23 protein-coding genes are annotated in these 17,991 nt (G+C 63.5%); 9 read left to right on the forward strand and 14 right to left on the reverse strand.

The genetic code is table 11. The annotated features are described in order from the left end of the window. Window positions 1-78 precede the first annotated feature (78 nt). Entirely contained in the window at window positions 79-1,065 is a 987-nt protein-coding gene (locus tag U1R88_RS02905) for an NAD-dependent epimerase/dehydratase family protein (protein ID WP_322429884.1), read from the forward strand. A 74-nt stretch (window positions 1,066-1,139) separates the two neighbouring features. Here U1R88_RS02905 and U1R88_RS02910 read toward each other — a convergent pair whose 3' ends face one another. Then, the gene (locus U1R88_RS02910) at window positions 1,140-1,760 is read right to left on the reverse strand and encodes an alpha/beta hydrolase (protein WP_425545377.1); all 621 of its coding nucleotides are present in this window, start codon (window positions 1,758-1,760) and stop codon (window positions 1,140-1,142) included. A gap of 84 nt (window positions 1,761-1,844) precedes the next feature. Continuing rightward, window positions 1,845-2,789, reverse strand: coding sequence for a ring-cleaving dioxygenase (locus U1R88_RS02915; protein WP_322429885.1), 945 nt, complete (start codon window positions 2,787-2,789; stop codon window positions 1,845-1,847). Window positions 2,790-2,966: 177 nt separating this feature from the next. Between U1R88_RS02915 and U1R88_RS02920 the strand changes: the two genes are divergently transcribed. Further along, window positions 2,967-3,875, forward strand: a complete 909-nt coding sequence (locus tag U1R88_RS02920; RefSeq protein WP_322429886.1) for a LysR family transcriptional regulator — start codon at window positions 2,967-2,969, stop codon at window positions 3,873-3,875. A 196-nt stretch (window positions 3,876-4,071) separates the two neighbouring features. Here U1R88_RS02920 and U1R88_RS02925 read toward each other — a convergent pair whose 3' ends face one another. Further along, window positions 4,072-4,839, reverse strand: a complete 768-nt coding sequence (locus U1R88_RS02925) for an SDR family oxidoreductase (RefSeq protein WP_322429887.1) — start codon at window positions 4,837-4,839, stop codon at window positions 4,072-4,074. A gap of 385 nt (window positions 4,840-5,224) precedes the next feature. Here U1R88_RS02925 and U1R88_RS02930 point away from each other — a divergent pair, with 385 nt between their 5' ends. Further along, complete coding sequence (locus tag U1R88_RS02930) at window positions 5,225-5,512, forward strand: hypothetical protein (RefSeq protein ID WP_322429888.1); 288 nt, start codon at window positions 5,225-5,227, stop codon at window positions 5,510-5,512. Between the two features lie 52 nt (window positions 5,513-5,564). On the opposite strand, the gene U1R88_RS02935 is transcribed toward U1R88_RS02930, so the two are convergent. Together U1R88_RS02935 and U1R88_RS02940 are read right to left on the reverse strand one after the other, a co-directional pair. Further along, window positions 5,565-5,993, reverse strand: coding sequence for a response regulator transcription factor (locus U1R88_RS02935; RefSeq protein WP_322429889.1), 429 nt, complete (start codon window positions 5,991-5,993; stop codon window positions 5,565-5,567). A gap of 207 nt (window positions 5,994-6,200) precedes the next feature. Then, window positions 6,201-6,485, reverse strand: a complete 285-nt coding sequence (locus U1R88_RS02940; protein WP_322429890.1) for a transcriptional regulator — start codon at window positions 6,483-6,485, stop codon at window positions 6,201-6,203. Between the two features lie 195 nt (window positions 6,486-6,680). Here U1R88_RS02940 and U1R88_RS02945 point away from each other — a divergent pair, with 195 nt between their 5' ends. Continuing rightward, the gene (locus tag U1R88_RS02945) at window positions 6,681-7,025 is read left to right on the forward strand and encodes a RidA family protein (protein WP_322429891.1); all 345 of its coding nucleotides are present in this window, start codon (window positions 6,681-6,683) and stop codon (window positions 7,023-7,025) included. A 135-nt stretch (window positions 7,026-7,160) separates the two neighbouring features. Here the strand turns inward: U1R88_RS02945 and U1R88_RS02950 are convergent, their stop codons facing one another. Next, window positions 7,161-7,766, reverse strand: coding sequence for a histidine phosphatase family protein (locus U1R88_RS02950; protein ID WP_322429892.1), 606 nt, complete (start codon window positions 7,764-7,766; stop codon window positions 7,161-7,163). A 33-nt stretch (window positions 7,767-7,799) separates the two neighbouring features. After that, window positions 7,800-8,105 (reverse strand): hypothetical protein, encoded by a 306-nt coding sequence (locus tag U1R88_RS02955; protein ID WP_322429893.1) that lies wholly within the window; start codon window positions 8,103-8,105, stop codon window positions 7,800-7,802. Window positions 8,106-8,288: 183 nt separating this feature from the next. Here U1R88_RS02955 and U1R88_RS02960 point away from each other — a divergent pair, with 183 nt between their 5' ends. Both U1R88_RS02960 and U1R88_RS02965 read left to right on the forward strand, forming a co-directional pair. Further along, window positions 8,289-8,918: a LysE family translocator gene (locus U1R88_RS02960; protein WP_322429894.1), complete on the forward strand. Its 630-nt coding sequence runs from the start codon at window positions 8,289-8,291 to the stop codon at window positions 8,916-8,918. 227 nt (window positions 8,919-9,145) lie between these two features. Continuing rightward, window positions 9,146-10,123, forward strand: a complete 978-nt coding sequence (locus tag U1R88_RS02965; protein WP_322429895.1) for a glutathione S-transferase family protein — start codon at window positions 9,146-9,148, stop codon at window positions 10,121-10,123. Window positions 10,124-10,129: 6 nt separating this feature from the next. Here the strand turns inward: U1R88_RS02965 and U1R88_RS02970 are convergent, their stop codons facing one another. Next, window positions 10,130-11,020 carry a LysR family transcriptional regulator gene (locus U1R88_RS02970; protein ID WP_322429896.1) on the reverse strand — a complete coding sequence of 297 codons (891 nt, stop codon included), beginning with the start codon at window positions 11,018-11,020 and terminating at the stop codon, window positions 10,130-10,132. 267 nt (window positions 11,021-11,287) lie between these two features. Between U1R88_RS02970 and U1R88_RS02975 the strand changes: the two genes are divergently transcribed. Then, window positions 11,288-11,524, forward strand: coding sequence for a hypothetical protein (locus U1R88_RS02975; RefSeq protein WP_322429897.1), 237 nt, complete (start codon window positions 11,288-11,290; stop codon window positions 11,522-11,524). Window positions 11,525-11,545: 21 nt separating this feature from the next. On the opposite strand, the gene U1R88_RS02980 is transcribed toward U1R88_RS02975, so the two are convergent. Continuing rightward, window positions 11,546-11,920 carry a hypothetical protein gene (locus tag U1R88_RS02980; protein ID WP_322429898.1) on the reverse strand — a complete coding sequence of 125 codons (375 nt, stop codon included), beginning with the start codon at window positions 11,918-11,920 and terminating at the stop codon, window positions 11,546-11,548. 96 nt (window positions 11,921-12,016) lie between these two features. Here U1R88_RS02980 and U1R88_RS02985 point away from each other — a divergent pair, with 96 nt between their 5' ends. Continuing rightward, window positions 12,017-12,943 carry a DMT family transporter gene (locus U1R88_RS02985; RefSeq protein ID WP_322429899.1) on the forward strand — a complete coding sequence of 309 codons (927 nt, stop codon included), beginning with the start codon at window positions 12,017-12,019 and terminating at the stop codon, window positions 12,941-12,943. Here U1R88_RS02985 and U1R88_RS02990 read toward each other — a convergent pair. From U1R88_RS02990 to U1R88_RS03010, 5 genes are all read right to left on the reverse strand, one after another. Beyond that, the gene (locus tag U1R88_RS02990; protein WP_322429900.1) at window positions 12,897-13,211 is read right to left on the reverse strand and encodes a hypothetical protein; all 315 of its coding nucleotides are present in this window, start codon (window positions 13,209-13,211) and stop codon (window positions 12,897-12,899) included. The genes U1R88_RS02985 and U1R88_RS02990 overlap by 47 nt on opposite strands. Window positions 13,212-13,353: 142 nt before the next feature. After that, complete coding sequence (locus U1R88_RS02995) at window positions 13,354-14,070, reverse strand: class I SAM-dependent methyltransferase (RefSeq protein WP_322429901.1); 717 nt, start codon at window positions 14,068-14,070, stop codon at window positions 13,354-13,356. 97 nt (window positions 14,071-14,167) lie between these two features. Beyond that, entirely contained in the window at window positions 14,168-14,959 is a 792-nt protein-coding gene (locus tag U1R88_RS03000) for a dienelactone hydrolase family protein (protein WP_322429902.1), read from the reverse strand. Between the two features lie 65 nt (window positions 14,960-15,024). Further along, entirely contained in the window at window positions 15,025-15,936 is a 912-nt protein-coding gene (locus U1R88_RS03005; RefSeq protein WP_322429903.1) for an agmatinase, read from the reverse strand. Window positions 15,937-15,962: 26 nt separating this feature from the next. After that, window positions 15,963-16,442, reverse strand: a complete 480-nt coding sequence (locus U1R88_RS03010) for an Lrp/AsnC family transcriptional regulator (RefSeq protein WP_068283050.1) — start codon at window positions 16,440-16,442, stop codon at window positions 15,963-15,965. A gap of 64 nt (window positions 16,443-16,506) precedes the next feature. Between U1R88_RS03010 and ehuR the strand changes: the two genes are divergently transcribed. Then, a complete protein-coding gene (gene ehuR, locus U1R88_RS03015) occupies window positions 16,507-17,967 on the forward strand; it encodes a MocR-like ectoine utilization transcription factor EhuR (protein ID WP_322429904.1) in 1,461 nt (486 codons plus the stop codon). The last annotated feature ends 24 nt before the right edge of the window (window positions 17,968-17,991 follow it).

The following is a 17,991-nucleotide window of genomic DNA, read 5'->3' on the forward strand; positions in this document are numbered from 1 at the left end:
TTGCATATTTTATGCGTGGCCAGCCCAGCTTGCGATCGTTAGTCATCGGCGCCGAATGCCAATAGCGGATACTTCACCATGACGATCTTGGTAACGGGCAGCGCCGGACATCTGGGCGAGGGGCTGATGCGCACCTTGCGGGCGGCGGGCCGGCCTGCCATCGGCCTCGACATCAAGGCCTCGCCCTTCACCGATGCCGTGGGTTCGATCGGCGATCGCGCTTTCGTCCAGCGCCACCTGCCGGGGGTGCGTACGGTCCTCCACACGGCAACGCTGCACAAGCCGCATGTGGCCACCCATGGCTATCCGGACTTTCTCGACGTGAATGTCCAGGGGACACTCGCGCTGCTCGAGGCAGCCGCAGCCACCGATGTCGAATCCTTCGTCTTCACCAGCACGACCAGCACCTTCGGCTCGGCCCTGACGCCGGCAGCGGGCGAACCGACCGCCTGGGTCACCGAGGATGTGATCCCGATCCCGAAGAACATCTATGGTGCCAGCAAGATCGCGGCGGAGACCCTGTGCGAACTCTTTGCCCGCCGCCATCGCCTGCCCGTCATCGTGCTGCGCACCTCGCGCTTCTTTCCGGAAGCCGACGACGACGCACAGATGCGGGAGCGCTACAGCACCGACAACGCCCAGGCCAACGAGCTGCTCAACCGCCGCTGTGACATCCAGGACGTGGTCGATGCCCATATCGCGGCGGCAGAAAGGGCACCGGCGCTGGGCTTCGGCCGCTACATCGTCTCGGCGACGACGCCTTTCGGGCCGGAGGACTGCGCGGTGCTGCGGGTGGATGCGCCGGCCCTCGTGCATCGCCTGTTTCCCGATTGTGCCGAGCTCTATGCTGCCCGGGGCTGGAGCCTGTTTCCCGAGGTCGACCGGGTCTATGTCAACGCCCGGGCACGGGCGGAGCTCGGCTGGCATCCGCGCTACGATTACCGGCACATGCTCGACTGCCTGCGCGAGGGCCGGGACTTCCGCAGCCCACTCACCGGCGAGGTCGGCAGCAAGGGCTACCACGACAGGGCTTTCGCGGAAGGACCTTATCCGGTTCACGATTGAGCGACCGAACAGGCGGAACTCTACCGGAGGCGCTGTGATGACCTCGCCTCCGGTAGACGGCCTCTGCCACGCCACTACAAGCCGGCGAGCCAGGCCTTGGTCTGCTGGACATCGGCCTGCGTCAGGCCATGGCCGGCCGGGAGAGTTTCGTGGCGGACAGCGGCGTCACGTTCCCTCAGAAGAGCGGCCAGCGTGCCGGCATCGGCAGCCGGCACGATCGAATCGGCGGCTCCGGAAAGCATCAGCACCGGCTTGCCCTCCAAATTCGCCGCAGGCGCCGATCGCAAGGGCGTCATCGGCCTGAGCAGGGCCGCCCCGGCCAGAGCCTGCGGGTGCAACAGCAGGAGCGCCGCGGCGATATTGGCACCGTTGGAAAAGCCCAGTGCGACGGGCGCCGCGAGGCCATAGGCTTCACGCGCCTCCGCAATGAAGCCTGCCAGTTCGGCGGCCCGCCGGCGCAGATCCTCTTCATCGAACACACCTTCGCTCAGGCGCCGGAAGAAGCGGGGCATGCCGTTTTCCAGCACCTTGCCGCGCGGGGAGATGAGGGCACTGCCGGGCGCGACGAGTTCGCCCAAGCCGATGAGATCGTTTTCGTCGCCGCCCGTCCCGTGCAGGAGCAGGAGAGGCGGGCGCTTCGTATCCCGTCCCGTAACGAAGCGGTGGATATGCGACAATTGGGTTGTCATGGTCATGGTGATTGCCTCCTCGGATCGAGGGTGATGGGGATGTTCGGCGCTCCCGCCATATCGAAACGGGGGGGCGGGGCAGAAAGAGCTTTAGGCCGCGCCTGGCTCCAGGCGTGGCAGGGTGGCTTCCAGGGCCGAACGACGGCGTTCGAGGAAGGCTGGCAGTTTCAGGGCTTCGCCGAGCGTCGATGCCGGCTCGTCCACGGCAAAGCCGGGAACATCGGTCGCGATCTCGAACAGGACATGGCCGGGTTCCCGGAAATAGACCGAGCGGAAATAGTTCCGGTCTTTCTGCTCCGTGGTGCGGATGCGGTGGTTCTCGGCAAGTTTACGCACCATTGCGACCTCCTCGGCATCGTCGGCTGCACGAAAGGCGATGTGATGCACCGAGCCACCGCCGAGGCGGGCCGGCAGGTAACCGCTCGCCTCATTGATATCGACGATGCTGCCGGCTCCACCGCCTGGTACGCGATACCGCACCAGGCTGCCTTCGCGCCCGACCTCGCTGAAGCCGAAGACATCGGTGAGGATAGCGCCGGTCGGAGCTGCCTGCGCCAGCAGGAGGTTAACACCATGGAACCCGCGGATGGCGGCATCGGCAGGTATGCCGGCACCGTTCCATCCAGCCTCGTTCTCGATGCCGGGCACGGCGACGAGCGCAAGGCGCATGCCATCCGGATCCTGGAAGGACAACAGGGGCTCGCCGAAACGTCTGGTCAGCGGCTGATGGGCGACGCCGTTCACGACGAAGCGTTGCGTCCAATAGTCGATCGAACCTTCCGGTACCCGAAACACGGTTTCCTGTGTCTCGCCGAGCCCGATACGGCCGGGCGCAACGTGTTTCCAGGGAAAGAAGGTCAGGATGCTGCCTGGATGGCCGGCTTCGTCACCATAATAGAGATGATAGGTGCCTGGATCGTCGAAATTCACGGTCTTCTTGACCAGACGAAGGCCAAGTATGCGGGTGTAGAAATCGAGGTTGCGCTGGGCGGGGCCAGCAATGGCCGTGACGTGATGGATGCCTTTGCCGCTCATGGCGAAACTCCTTTCGGTTGGGAACGCCGGTTCCCTCGCCAAAGAGATAGGTCCGATAGGGCGGGAATTGCCATTGCGCTGATGCAATGAAATGGTTGGGTGTCAGGCTATTGAATTGTCGAGGCGAAACGTAATATAGCTGTGGAATAGGTTGAAGATGACGCCAGGGAATTTGTCGTGGGGGACGGTTTTCCGAATTTGGCCTGGGACGATCTGCGTCTGGTAAAGGCGGTTGCCGATACCAGGAACCTGCCCGCGGCGGCCGCGCGCATCGGCATCGATCACTCGACCGCCTTCCGGCGGTTGCGCCAGATCGAACAGACGCTAGGCGTCACCCTGTTCGAAAAACACCGTACGGGCTACACGCTGACATCAGCAGGCGAGGACGTGGCGGGGCTGGCCGACCGCGTCGACGAGGATATCGTCTCGGTCCTGCGCAGGCTTGCCGGTAGCGAACTCGACCTTTCCGGCGAACTGCGCATAACCACCAACGATACCTTGCTTGTGGAGTTGCTGACGCCACTGCTCGCCCGGTTCACAGAGGCCTATCCGGGCATGCGACTCGATGTGATCCTGTCGAATGCCGCGTTGAATCTGTCCAAGCGTGACGCGGATATCGCCATTCGTGCCTCCGACGCACCGCCGGACACGCTGGTCGGCCGGCGCGTCGCCCGCATCGGCTGGGCGCTCTATGGCAGGGTGGAGGATTTCCCCGAGCCCGGCCTGCCGGATCTGGAGACGCTGCATCGCCGGCGCTGGGTGGCGCTCGGCGACAATCTCGCCACGCTCAAGGCCGTGCGTTATGTCAAGGCTCACATAGCGCCGGAACGCATCGTCTATCGCGTCAATTCCGTACTAGGCCTCGCCGAGGCCGTCGAGGCCGGCATCGGCATCGGCCATCTGCCCTGTTTCATCGCCGGAACCCGGCCGGGGCTGCGGCGTATTGGACCGGTCAATCCGGATTTTGGAGCGGACCTCTGGCTACTCACCCATCCCGATCTTCGCGACGCTCCGCGCATTCGGGCGTTCCTCGATTTCCTCGCCGCCGAGATCGTGCGGCGACGGGCTTTCATCGAAGGTGCCTGACACCGCGGCAGTGATTTGGCCAAGACATCGGGCTGGCGTCATTGCGAGCGCAGCTTTAAAACGTCCTCTCGAAGGATGGGAGTGTCAGCCTCCGGCTGACATCTTGAAAGCCAAGCACTTGCCGCCCAATGAAATGTCAGCCGGAGGCTGACACGCCACATGTCTTGCGCGCCTTCATGCCAACGCGTCCGTCATGCTAGGTCCTCGTAATCGAGACACCGCCGTCGGCCAGCAGGGCCGTTCCCGTCACGAAGCTTGACAGGTCCGAGACCAGATAGAGCGCGGAACGGGCTATCTCCTCAGGCGTGGCCATGCGCTTGAGGGCGTGCAGCCCTTCGACGAAGGCGCGTGCCTCCGGCGTGTTGGAGACGCTTCGCCCCATCGGCGTATCCGTACCCCCAGGCAACAGTGCATTGGCCCGAATGCCCTTGGCGCTGTATTCGGCGGCGATCACCTGGGTGAGGCCGATCAGGCCAGCCTTGCTGGCGGCATAGGCGGCCATGCCGGGAAAGCCGACGGTATGGCCAACAAAGGTCGAGGTGAACACCAGAGCACCGCCGCCGCGCGACAGCATGGCGGGAAGCTGGTGCCGGGCTGCAAGGAAGGCGCTGGTCAGGTTGACATCGAGCGTATCGCGCCAGCTTTCAAGGGAGATTTCGGTCAGCGGCGCCATGTCGCCGGTGGTACCGGCGTTGTTGAAAGCAATGTCGAGTCCACCGAAATGCCGCTGGGAGGCCTCGACCAAAGCGATCTGGTGGTCCTCGTCCCGGATGTTGCCGGGCACCGTGACAGCTCTTCCGCCGGCGGCCGCGATTTCGGCAGCGACCTTGTCGAGAGCATCCTGACGGCGCCCCGACAGGACGACGGCGGCGCCCTCGGCGGCAAACAGGCGTGCCGCCGCTTCGCCTATGCCCGAGCTGGCACCGGTGATGATCGCGACCTTGTTTTCGAGTGTAGACCTCATGCCCGAAACCTCCAATTTGTTTGGGAGGTTCTTGTTCCCCGGGCATGACCCGATCGCGACCCGTTTCCTATGGTCCTGCTACTTTAGGTCAATTGCTGTTTCCTGGGAAATCGCAAAACGGGAAAACGGGCGGCAAGACTGGTTGTGTCCACCCGCCCATCGGCATAACCGTTTGAGGCGATCAAAACCCGAGAATGAACCTATGGCTTCTCTTCACTGCCGCCTCAGACGGATCGGCGCTATCCTGCTTGCGGGCCTTGCAGGCGGATTGTGGGCCACTTCCGTATCTGCGAGCGGGCAATTGCCGCCTCGTCCGGTTCCAGCCCAGCATTTCGCTGATTTCGAGACCTGCCTCGATCATTTGAAGACCGTTCAGAGGGCTGATATGGCAGGGGTGGCCGAGGGAGCGGTTGCCGATGGCGAAAACCGCACGCGCCAGAAACTGGTCGACGGCGACGGCATCGTGCGTGTCGGCGCGCAAAATGCACGCTACCAGGCCCGTGTCGGCAACCAGTTCCGCGTCACCGATCGCCAGAAGGGCGTCATCGAGACGACTTTCAGCTATGAAGACACCACACTCGAATGCCAGGGCGGCGAACTTACGGGGAGCGTGACCTCGGGCTATATGCTGCCGGGCGTGGAACAATTGCCCGAAGCCGCCAAGCCGCAGTGATGCGGCTCCAAAGCGAATAGCGCGTCGACCGAGGCGCTATTCGCTCTGGCGGTCACTGGCGCAAGGTGGCGCCTTCGGCGGCCTTGCTCGCAGCTTCCTCTCGCGAGGCAACATTGAGGACGCGCAGCAGCAGCGAGACATGGTTGCGCACCGTGAAGGGCGAGATGGCCAGCGCCCTGGCGATCTCCTTGTTCGACTTGCCCTGGACGATCAGGTCCAGGATGTCCTGCTGGCGAGGGGTGAGAACCGGGGTCAGGTGCAGGGCCTGGTCCGGGCCAGCCCAGGTCTCGAGTGCCGAGACCACCTGCTCGGCCGATACCAGCTTGCCGTCGGCGCCGCCCGGCTGGGCCGTCAGCAGGAAAATCGTGGCATTGGGGAAGTGTCGGCGCAATTGCGCCAGCGCATCCTCGCCATCCATTTCAATGATCGCCATGATGGCGCGGCGGATGTCGACGGGAGGGGCGGAGGAGGAAGACGTCAAAGCAATGTGTCTCAATCGAAATGTCCCAGTCATCGCGGTGCGGCGATTTCGGTGAAGCGATTTCCTGGCGGATACCGAACCTGCGACCTTGCTTGCTCTCCTTCTGTCATGCCTCCACATGGCCGTCTGTTCCGCACGTGACTCCGGAACAGACCCGCCGCCTTGCTCTCTTGGCTCGGCCCTCGCGCCAAGCCGGCGATCAACGGCTCAATCGTCGTTTTCGGAAGTGAGTTCCTCCGGCCGAAGGCCGGATTGGCGCCCCCCGAGGCGCAGGCGCAGGCCCGGCCCGTTGCCATCGTCCTCCAGGAACTGGATGCCCGCTTCTTCGAAGGCAAGGCACATGGCCGCCAAGTCCTGCCTCTGCGGTACTCGTCCGCCCTTTTCAAACTCGGCAATGATGACTTTCGGCACGCCGGAGCGCTTCACCAGATCGGCAACGTCGAAATCCAGGAGAGCGCGGGCAGCGCGGCTGAGAGAAGGGGTGAGGGACATTGTGAACGCCTCATGCGAATGAACAGGTCAATATTTGGCAGCAACCGGCCTTAACAGGAGATGTAGGAAACAGCGAGGCGTTCGGCCAGTTCATCCATCAAGATCGCAGGCAAGTGTTTCCTCGGCGGATGCGATTCCTGAATCGATTTCGATGCTGTAGAGGAGGGCCCTGACTTTTCAAGGAAGGACACTCCCATGGTCAAGCGTCTCCATCCCGGCGCGCGTTTCTGCAAGGCGGTCGTCGCCAACGGCATCGTCACCACGGCCGGCATCACCGCTGCCGATACCAGCGGCGACACCACCGCGCAGACCACCGACATCCTGGCGCAGATCGATGCCCTGCTGGCCGAAGCCGGTAGCTCGAAGTCGAACCTGCTCACGGCCAGCATCTGGCTGCGCGACATCGCTCATTTCGGCCAGATGAATGCCGTCTGGGACAAGTGGGTCGACATGAACAATCTGCCCGTTCGCGCCACCGTGGAAGCTCGCCTGGCCACGCCGGAACTGCTGGTCGAGATCCAGGTCACCGCGACGGCTTGATCGTCCTCGCTGAGGCGATCCTTTGTCATTGCTGGGCTCGACCCGGCAACCCAGCTCCCAGGCGACGGCCGCAGGATGCCCGGGTCAAGCCCGGGCATGACAAAAGTGGCGTTTCAGCCCTTTCCGGACCAGGCCCTAGCTCCGCGCCACGCGGGCATAGGCGTCCGCAGACATCCATTCGCCATTCTCGATCGGACGGCCCAGGAAAGCGGTGAAATAGCGTTTCATGTCCGTTCTATCGCTGGCATCGGGGCGTGCGGCCAGCATGCGCCAAGTCTGCATGATGTGGCCATGCGTAAAAATGGCGATGCGATCGAGCCCAAGCGCTTCTATACGACGGGCCGTGGCCCTGACACGCTCCAGCATCCGGGCAAATGATTCGGCGCCGGGACCGTCGACCCGCTCCGGATCGGCAATGCGCCAATAAGCTTCGACCAGCGGGCGACGCTGCTCCATCGTGGTATTTGCGCAGCGAACGGGCGACAGATAGGTAAATTCCTGCACCGGCCAGGTTTCGATCGGCGTCGCCGCGAAACGCTCAGCCGTCGGCGCCCCAGTCTGGCGTGCCCGCAGATAGGGCGACACCACGATCAATTCCGGGGCCCGTTCGAACCTGGCCGCCACCTCACGGGCCTGCTGCCATCCGGCTTCGGTAAGCGGCGCCGAGGAGGCGTCCTTGCTTACAGCCCCCACATTGCCAGTGCTTTCGCCATGGCGGATCAGCCAGAGCTCACGCGCCATGCCGCCTCCGGCAAACCGGCGGGGGAACGGCTCTCACTCGAATTCCTCAAACGGACGTCGAAGCCGGTCTTCCCGCGTGACCTGACGGGCGTTGAGCTTAATTTCACAGCCATCGCAGATGTCCGGCCGAGTCGTGAAAGCCTTGGATGCCTTGTCGTTGGCATCCGGAGCCCATTGTGAAGCAGGACTTCCCAAGGCAGGAGCCTTGCTGGCCGCAGCAACTGGTTTCTTGTGCCTGGGTTGCTCCACAGTCAGGTCCGGTAGTGCGAATTCCTCTGCCAGGACGGAGGTGCCCAGCAGTGGCAGGAGGAGGAATGCAGTGCAGGCGGACAGCTTCATCGGGGAGCCCCAGCATCAGGCCTTGCCAGCACGACAAGACCAGACGAGTCGATGGCAATATTCCAGCATAACACCCCCTCGGCAAGGGGAGAGCCTTTCGCCAAGCAAGGCCCTTGACACGGTTCTTGCTTTGCGCCCGACCTTGTGGCTTGCTCCGTCGCAAGAAATGACAAGGAGCGACCAATGCCTGATCCGACACTCTGGGGACTGTTCGTTCTCGCATCGGTCACGCTGCTGTTGACGCCTGGACCGGCGGTGCTGTTCATCGTGGCGCGCTCGGTCGAGCGGGGCAAGGTCGCGGGCCTGGTTTCGGTCCTCGGCATCCATCTCGGCACCATCGTCCATATCGTCGCCGCGGCGGTCGGGCTTTCCGCCTTGGTCGTGTCCTCGACCCTGGCTTTTTCCGTGGTCAAATATCTCGGCGCAGCCTATCTGATCTGGATCGGCATCCGCACGCTGATGGCACCGGACCTGCCGCCGGAGTTCTCCACCAGGCCGACCAAACCGCTGCATCGGCTCTTTCAGGAAGGCTTCATCGTCAACCTGTTCAACCCGAAGACGGCGATCTTCTTCCTGGCTTTCCTGCCCCAGTTCGTCGATCCGGCCCGGGGCGCCCTGCATTGGCAGATCCTCGTGCTCGGCTTCACCTTCATGGGGCTCGGCATGCTGAGTGACGCCATGTTTGCACTGGCAGCCGGCGCGGCGGGGGATTTCCTGCGCCGCAGCCGCCGCTTCCTGCGCTTCCAGCGCTGGTTCGCCGGCCTGTCCTTCATCGGCCTGGGCGTGACGGCAGCGCTGGTTTCGCGCAAATAGGACGCGGTGGCGCGCAGCATTGCTGCATCGGCAACGGGAGATCGACCTCGATCATGCTTGCGGATGCGGCTGCAGGCCAGCGTGCAGGGCGCTTCTTATCGATTTCATCGACAGATAGGTTCTATCGAACTCGACTATTCGGCTGGGCCGCCCCGTGCCAGCATTGCTTCCACCGGCGGCCGCCTGCCGGTGCGTCGAGGCGGATTGGATAAGCGTGAGGCTGCATCATGGGCGAGTTGATCGACGGACAATGGCATCGCACAACTCCCTCGAAGCTGATGGCTGACGGCCGGTTGAGGCGCCCGCCCTCCGTCTATCGCAACTGGATCTCCTCCCAGGCAGACGCGCCTTTCAAGCCGGAAGCCGGGCGCTACCACCTCTATGTCTCGCTGGCCTGTCCGTGGGCGCACCGCACCCTGATCATGCGCAGCCTCAAGGGGCTGGAGGGACTGATCGACATCTCCATCGTCAACTGGCTGATGGGAGAGGATGGCTGGAGCTTCGATCCGGGCCCCGGCGTGATGCCGGACAGCGTGAACGGCACGGCCAAGCTTCACGAAATCTATACGCTGGGCGATCCCGGTGCCACCACGCGCGTCACCGTGCCCGTCCTGTGGGACAAGCAGAGCCGGCGCATCGTTTCCAACGAATCCGCCGAAATCATCCGCATGTTCAATTCCGCTTTCGACAGCGTCGGGGCGCGACCGGGCGACTTCTATCCGCACGAGCTCCGCACGGAGATCGATGCCGTCAACGAGCGCATCTACGAAAGCTTGAACAACGGTGTCTACAAGGCAGGCTTCGCCACCACGCAAGCCGCCTATGAGGAGGCCGTAGGGGCCGTCTTCGAGACGCTGGATTGGCTGGAGCATCGGCTCTCGCGACAGGCATTCCTTTTGGGCGAGCGCCTGACGGAGGCCGACATTCGCCTATTCACGACATTGCTGCGCTTCGACCCGGTCTATCACGGCCACTTCAAATGCAACCGGCGCAGGATTGCCGATTACCCCGCGCTTTGGGACTATACACGGATGCTTCATCAGCATCGGCTGATCCGGCCGACCATCGCCATGGATCACATCAAGAAGCACTATTATGCCAGCCATGCCTGGATCAATCCGAGCCGTATCGTGCCTCTCGGCCCCGATCTCGACTATGACGCGCCCGTTTCCAGTCTGCGTGCGTCAGCGAGCCGCGCGGCGTGAGATCTCTCATGGCGCCTGAAGGCGCCTGATCGGCAGTTCGTCCGGTATCGCAGCGAAGGCTTCGCGCAGATGATCTGCCAGCATGGCAACCGCCCGTGTCGGATCCGGCGCGAGATGAAGCCGGATCTCGGCACCGGGCAGGGCAGGCAGGCCATCCCCGGGAGACAGGCTACGCAACCTGCGCGGCAGGAAGCTCGATTTCACCACGGTGACCGCCAACCCCTGGGCAGCCACGGCTTCCACCGTCGCCAGATTATGCGACACGAAGGCCAGTCGCCATGATCGTCTTGCGGCGTCGAGGGCTTCGATCGCCCATTTGCGGAAAAGGCAGCCCATCGGATAGAGCGCCACGGGGAGGGGATCGACCAGCCAGGCCTGATGCTCCGCACTGGCGGCCCAGACCGGCCGTTCGAGCCGCAGCAATTCTCCGCTCCCATGCCCCTCGGCGTGCATGGCGATGACGAGGTCGTAACTCTCGCCAAGGCGGCCGAGCATGGTGCTGGTCAGGCCGGTCTCCATCTCGACGTGAATGCGGGGATAGAGCGTCAGGAAGCGCGCCAGCAGGGACGGCAGTACATGGCTCCCATAATCGTCCATCACACCCAGGCGCACGCGCCCCTCGATCCGGTGCTGGCGAAGCTTGCCCACCGCCTCTTCGTTCAGGGCGAGGATGCGCCGGGCATAGGTAACCAGGCTTTCGCCGGCCTGGGTAAGCTCGACCATGGTGGTGTTGCGGCGGAACAACTCGGCGGCAACCCGCATTTCCAGACGCCTGATCTGCATGCTCACGGCAGATTGCGTGCGATTGAGCCGGGCCGCCGCCCGCGTGAAGGAGCGGTGATCGGCCACGGCCAGGAAGGCTCTCAGAAGATCGGGATCGAGCATCGGCAACGTCATCACGCATCATGATGACGACGGTGCAAGAAATGCAATTTCCTTATGAGCCCGCTTCCCGTGCCCGCCACTCGACGCGGCGTCGCCGACTTGATGAAAAGCGCCGACAGGCCCCGATATAGGGAGCGGTTTCCTTGCCTAGCCGATCCGTATTCGGCATAGCTCCGATTTTTTCCACGCCGCTTTCCGTCGCGTAAGCGGCCTGCTTGATAATTCATCCGGAACTAGGGATACCCCCGTCGGGACAGAGAATTTCTGGAAAGGGAAGCCATGGACGGAGCATATTTGTCGGCTTTGGCGGCTCTGGCCGGATCGAGCATCGGGGCGTTCGCATCCTTTGTAACGACCTGGCTCAATCAGAACTATCAGCAAAGAGTTCAGCGCCTTTCCAATGAAATGTCACGGCGAGAAAGAATATTCGGAGAATTTATTGACGAAGCGTCGAGGGTCTACGGCGATACCCTGGAGAATGATCGGACCGACACAGCAAAACTTGTTAAGCTGTAATCTATCAAGAATAGAATGAAACTATTCCCGGGGGACGAGGTTATCGCAAGAGCGGAAGAAGGCCTTCAAATAATCGTTCAGCGATATTCCTCGGAGAAGGTGGATTTCTCTCATTTTGATGCCAAAAAACTTCGGGAATCCGATCTCTTGTATGGCTTTACGGAAGCCTGCCGGAAGGAAGTCGTGCGCTACTGAAGGCCGGATTATGGAGCAGGCCGCCATCGGTGGGTCACGGCTTCCGCAAGCTTCATTCTGCCGATTTGCCGGCGGTGCCAGCCCCATCGGATCGACGATCCGACGTTCGAAGGAGAGGAACGAGGGCCCGACGGCGCAGGCCTCCGGGCAACTTGATTCATTCAGACCGGGGGCGGTCAAGCCTTGCAATCCGACGGCCATCACAGATCATGATGACGTTCATCAACCAAATGCAATTCCCGCGCACCCCCCGCCGCCGCTAACCTGTTCCCGTAACGATCACGACGGGAGCGGGCGATGTGGGGTGTTCTGGCGGCTGTCCTTTCGAGCGGTATCGGAGGCACTGCCGTGGTCGCCACACGCTCGCTCTCGAAGGCGATCGACCCGATCACGCTCGGCGCCCTGCGCTTCGGCCTCGGCTTCGTCTTCCTCCTGCCGGTCGCGTGCCTGCACCGTGAAGCCTGGCCGCCGCGGCGCGACTGGCCAGGTGTAGCGGGGCTGGGCCTTCTGTTCTTTGGGCTTTTTCCGATCCTGTTCAATGCTGCGCTCTATTTCACCACGGCAGCGCGCGGCGCCATTGCCCTCTCGGCCTTGCCGGTCCTGACCATGCTGGCGGCCACGGCCTTCCGGGCGGAGGCGATGACGGCACGCAAGGTCCTGGGCGTTCTGGTCACCATGTCCGGGGTGACGCTGGCGCTGCTGTCCGGGCTCTCCACAGCGCCTCCAGGCGCCTGGCGTGGCGATCTCCTGATGCTCGCGGCGGCGCTCGTGATGGCGCTCTACACGATCTGGTCCCGGCCTTTTGTCACCCGTTCAGGGCCTATTCGCTTCACTCTGATGGCGATGGGTATCGGGGCGCTCTGCCTCGTTTCGGTGGCGGCGATCGGCGGAGGCTTGGCGAATGTTCGCGGGCTTTCGCTGGAAGCCTGGCTGGCTGCAACCTATCTCGGCATTGTCGGCAGCGCGCTGGTCTTCTTCCTGTGGTCTTTCGCGGTCACCCATACGACGCCGACGCTGGTGGCTATCGCAGTCGCGGTCAATCCGATCACAGCCAGCCTCGCGGGGGAGCTGTTTCTCGGAGAAAGGCTGGGCTGGAACTTCGTCGCGGGTCTTGGCGTGGTCTGTCTAGGCATCGTCATTGCAGCCACCAGGCCCGGCTGGCGCCCTTCACAGATACTCAGCGAGAAACGTCGGTTTCACCCCCGAACACCACCCCGCGGTTGAATTGGTAATTGTAGCCAGCATGCGCGCCGAAGGAGGAACCGAGATCCGAGGAGGACTGGCTGGCGCCTTCCGTGCTCCATTTCGACCTTCCCTGGGACAGGCCGGCATGAGCACCGGCATAGAACCCCGTCCAGTCATGGGGACCGGACGCTTTCTTGGAATCCAGGGGCGGCGGCGCGAATTTATTCTCCTTGGGAGCAAATCCGTCGGCAAAAGCACTGCCCGTCAGCAGGAGCAGTGCGCCGGCGGCGAAAGCGAGGATCTTCATGGTCGACTCCGGCAATTTCGTAGATTGGTCGCAGAATCTACAGAAGAATGCGACCGAATGAAGATCCTGCCCGAATGAAATCCTCCTCCGCCGCTCGAGCGGGGTTGTGACCGATGCGCGGCCGTTCCAGCCAGGCACAGTCTCAGCCAAGCCGATGCGTGATCCAGCCGCCCCAGAACAGGCTCGAGAAGAACAAGGTCGGTTCTGCGAAACCGGCCTGCATCAACAATTCTGCGACCTCCTGATCGGAAGCGGGCGGATCGGCGCCCTGCCGGATCTTGCCCAGCTTTGCAGTGATCTCTTGGGCCGATGCCCCATGCATGCGCCAGCGCTCGCCCCAGGCCGCGAGAAAGAGCGGCTTGCTCGCATAGACATGCCGGTTGCCGGCCAGGATGAGAGGTGCCCCGGGTTTGAGACGGGCTGCCAGCGCCTCGAGGATGGCCTGCTTGGCGGGAAGGCCGGGAAGGTGGTGCAGAACGCCGATCAAGGTCGCGGCGTCATAGATCGGCTCTTCGGGCAGGGTCGCGACCTCGCCCAATACGGGCGTCGTTCGTGCCACCAGGCCCGCTTCGCCGACCGCGGCCATGGCGAGTTCGAGCATCGGGGCAGAAGGGTCCACGGCGGTGAAGTGCCAGAGCGGTTCGAGGCGAGCCGCCGAGACGATTTCCTGGGCGGTGCCGCCGGCACCCGCCACGAGAACCCGCGCCGGCCGACCTCGGCCGAGGTCGGCCGCGAGTAGGCAGGCGGCAAGTTCGTGGCAGGCATCATAGCCAGCAAGGGCGATGCGGCTCTGGACCCCATATTCGGCCGCCCTGCCGGCGTCGAATTTTCCGGCTGCCGTGTTCTCCGTCTCGGTCATGATCTTCTCCCTCACCACCGCTCCTTTGCTTGGGAGCGGCGATGCCGGGAAGGCCGGTTCTTATGCTGGTATAAAAGCTGACTGTCGCAGGCCTGGATCAATTCTTGGCAAAGCTCTCGGCCAGCCAGGACCGCATCATCGCATAAGATCTCGCCGCGGCCTTGGCGTCGTAGCGGCAATTGCCCGTCTTGCCGGTGGCCTCGGTTTCCGTGAAGCAATGCACGGCGTGGCCGATCTCGACGAATTGCCAGTCAGCGGGGCTGCCACGCATCTCCTCGGTAAATTTGGGCACGTCCGGCATGGTGGCGCTATCGTCGGCCCCATTGATGGCGAGCACGCGTGCCTTGATGGTCTTGGCTAGCGTCGGATCGTCGGTGCCGAGCCCGCCATGGAAGGAAATCACGGCCTTGGCGTCCGAGCCGCTGCGCGCCAGGTCGAGTACGGCGCTGCCGCCGAAGCAGAAACCGATCGCCGCCAGCCGGGACTGGTCGACCGGCGCATTGGTAGCGTTGACCTTCAATTGCTCGAAGGCCTTGTCGATGCGCTTGCGCATCAGAGCTCGATTGCCATAGAGCGGCCCGATGGCGGCCTTGGCTTCATCGTCGTTCTTGGGGCGAACACCCTCGCCATACATGTCGGTGAGCAGGATGACGTAATCCTTGCCCGCGATCTTCTTCGCCTTCTCGACGGCGGTGTCGCCGACGCCATACCAGTTGGGCACCATGACCAGGCCGGGTCGTTTGGCCTTGCCGGCGTCGTCATAGATCAGTTGGCTTTTGAAGGTCGTGCCGTCCAAGGTCCAATCGACCGGCTTGACCACCATCTTGGCGAAGGCGGGCGTGGCAACGAAAAGGGCAAGTAAAGGCAGAACGAAGCGGGCAAGGCGCATGGGATGTCCTCTCGACGGCGGATGAAACCTTGTCGGACCATCATGCTACCAGAGCCCGCAGGCTTTCAAACCTGCCGCGCGATGGTACCGATCACATTGACGAGAAGCCGCGCGGCCGTAAGCGCCGACAGGCCGCTTTCGTCGGCGGGCGGATAGAGTTCGACGAGATCGAAGCCCGCGATCCTTGCCCGCTTGCCGAGGCCTGCGATCAGGTCGATCACCTGGGTATAGCTGAGGCCGCCCGGCGTGCGGGCTGCCACTCCCGGCAGGACGCCGGGGTCGAGGCCATCGCAATCGAGGGTGACGACGACCTGCGCACCCGGGGGAATGTACTGGAGCGCAGCCTCGATGCCCTGGACGTGAATCTCACGGGCGGTGACCAGGCGGCTGCCATAGGTCCGGGCCGCCTCTATTTCTGCCAGGCGCGCGCTGCCGACGCCCCGCATGCCGACCTGCACGATGCCGGCCACATGCGCCATCTCGCTCGCGCGGCGCATCGGGCTGGAATAGCCCTGGCGTTCGCCGTGCAGTTCGTCGCGCCAGTCGATATGGGCATCGATCTGCAGGATCCAGACCGGGGCGTGATCGGCAAAGCCGGCAAGGAAGGGAATGGGGACGGAATCGTCGCCGCCGAGCAGGAGAGGTACGGCCCCCGCCGCCAGGATCTCGCGCGTCTTCGCCTCGATCCGATCCCGGTTCGTGGCATTGTCGTGCATGACAGTCTCGATGTTGCCGATATCGACGCAGGAACCGGGCTTGCCGTCGAAGAGCGGCCCACCCAGGTCGAAATCCCAATGCTCGACCAGACCGGAATCCTCCTGGCTGGCGGCGCGTATGGAGTCCGGCGCCAAGGCATAGGGTGTGCTGTCCTTGGCGGGATAGGTGCTGCCATGGCCGGCACCGAAGATCACCATTCGAGGCGTGCGGTCGCCGGCAAGGTGGGCGGGAAAGTCCAGGAAGGTGGGTAGGGCGGTCATTGGGATCCAATCCTGTCGGCAGCAACTCAGGAGACGGACGCTTCGACGATTTCGAGCGGGAATCCGGTCTGCTTGATGGTCTTCGTGACGATATAGGTGAAATAGCGGTCGATGCCGATTTCGGCCTCGAGCAAAGCATCGATCAGGCGCTGGTAGGAATCGATGTCGGTGGTCACCACGCGCAGAAGATAATCGATGCCACCCCCGACGGCGTCACAGGCGACGATGGCAGGCTCGCGCATCACCGCGGCCTCGAAGCGCTGGAAATCCGCCTGGCGATGGCTTTTGAGCGTGATCTCGACCAGCACGGTGGCAAAGCGCCCCAGCCGGGCCGCGTCGATGACGGCGCCGTAGCGGGCTATCACCCCGGCTTTTTCCAGGCGGCGCAGCCGTTCCCAGCACGCGGCTGCCGACAGGCCTGCCTCGGCGGCGAGGTTCAGCTTGGTGATGCGGCCATCGCGCTGCAGGGCCGCGAGGATCTTCAGATCGATCTTGTCGAGTTTCAACATGGCGCCGGCGAATGGATTGGTATAATACGGATGGGCTTGGGTATTGTATCAGGACAATTTCATGTCATTCTCCAATTCTGACCGGTCTGCGCGATTTGTCGAATCGCGCGCGCCTCTGGCGGCTGCAGCAGAATGGCGGCCAGTCCTACCGCGCCGCAAGGGCGTCACCAAGCACAAGCTGCTGACCGACCTGATCATTGCCGATGTCGAGGCCGAGGTCCTGAAGCCGGGAACGCGCATGCCGACCCATCGCGACCTTGCTCACGCCCTCAAGGTTTCGGTGCAGACGGTCAGCATCAGCTACAAGGAAGCGGAACGGCGCGGGATCCTGCGCGGCGAGGTCGGGCGGGGCACCTTCGTGCGGGACCGGGTGACCGAGCGCGCCGAACGCTTCATGCTCGATCGTTCCCCCGGCCAGACGGCCGACCTGTCCATCATCCGCGCCGTCTACACCGAGGCACATGAGCGTGCCTCGCGACAGGTGATGGCGCGCCTGGGCGACGGGGACAACAGCGCCTTCATGCGCACCTGCCGTCCGATCGCCGGGCTCGACCGGCACCGCGCCGCGGCCAGGCTCTGGCTGCGCGGGCTCGGCGTGGAAGCCGAATCCGAACGCATCCTGATCACCAATGGCGCGGCCCATGGCCTCTTCCTGGCCGTGGCCTCGGTCGTCCATCCCGGTGACCTCGTGCTGACCGAAAACCTGACGGATCACGGCATCATCGGCCTAGCCTCGTTGCTGGGTTTCACACTGCGAGGCTTGCCGACGGATGCCGAAGGCATCCTGCCAGAGGCTCTGGAATCCGCCTGCGCGGCGGGCGGCGTCAAGGCGCTCGTCCTCATTCCCTCGCTGGGCAATCCGACCAGCCACGTGGCCGGTGCCGAACGTCGGCGGGCGATTGCCGACATCGCGGGCCGCTACGGCATTTTCGTGATCGAGGACGAGGTCTACAAGCCCCTTCTCGACGAGCCTTTGCCCTCGATCGCCCAGATGCTGCCCGAACTCGGCTTCTTCGCCACTTCGATGACCAAATCGGTGATGACGGGGCTGCGCGTCGGCTATCTCGTGGTGCCGCCGGCCTATTCGATCCGCGTCGGCAGCATTATGCGGGTCACGAGCTGGAGCGCCACCAATCTTCCCGCCGAGATCGCCTCGCTGTGGATCGAGGACGGCACCGCCGAGGCCCTTCTCGGCCTGCAGCGCCAGGAAGCCCGCGCCCGCCAGGCCATCGTGACCCAGGTGCTCGGCGATATCGTCGCCTCCAACCATCCCCTTTCGCTTTGCGCCTGGCTGAAAGTGCCGCCGCGCTGGACGGAGGAGGGGCTGGTGCGTGCCTTGGCCCAGCGCGCCATCGCAGTAACGCCTTCCGATCCCTTCGTCGCCGGCGAAGCAGGTACCGGCGGGATCCGCATTTGCCTCGGTGGGCGGCTGTCGCATGCCGCCCTGGCGGAGACGCTCGCATCGGTTCGGGCAACCTTCGAGCAATTGCCGCCCGTATTCGATGCGCGCTTGATTGCCTGATCGCCCCTGTATCATTACAATATA

This window comes from Labrys sedimenti (assembly GCF_034424805.1).
GTDB lineage: Bacteria > Pseudomonadota > Alphaproteobacteria > Rhizobiales > Labraceae > Labrys > Labrys sedimenti.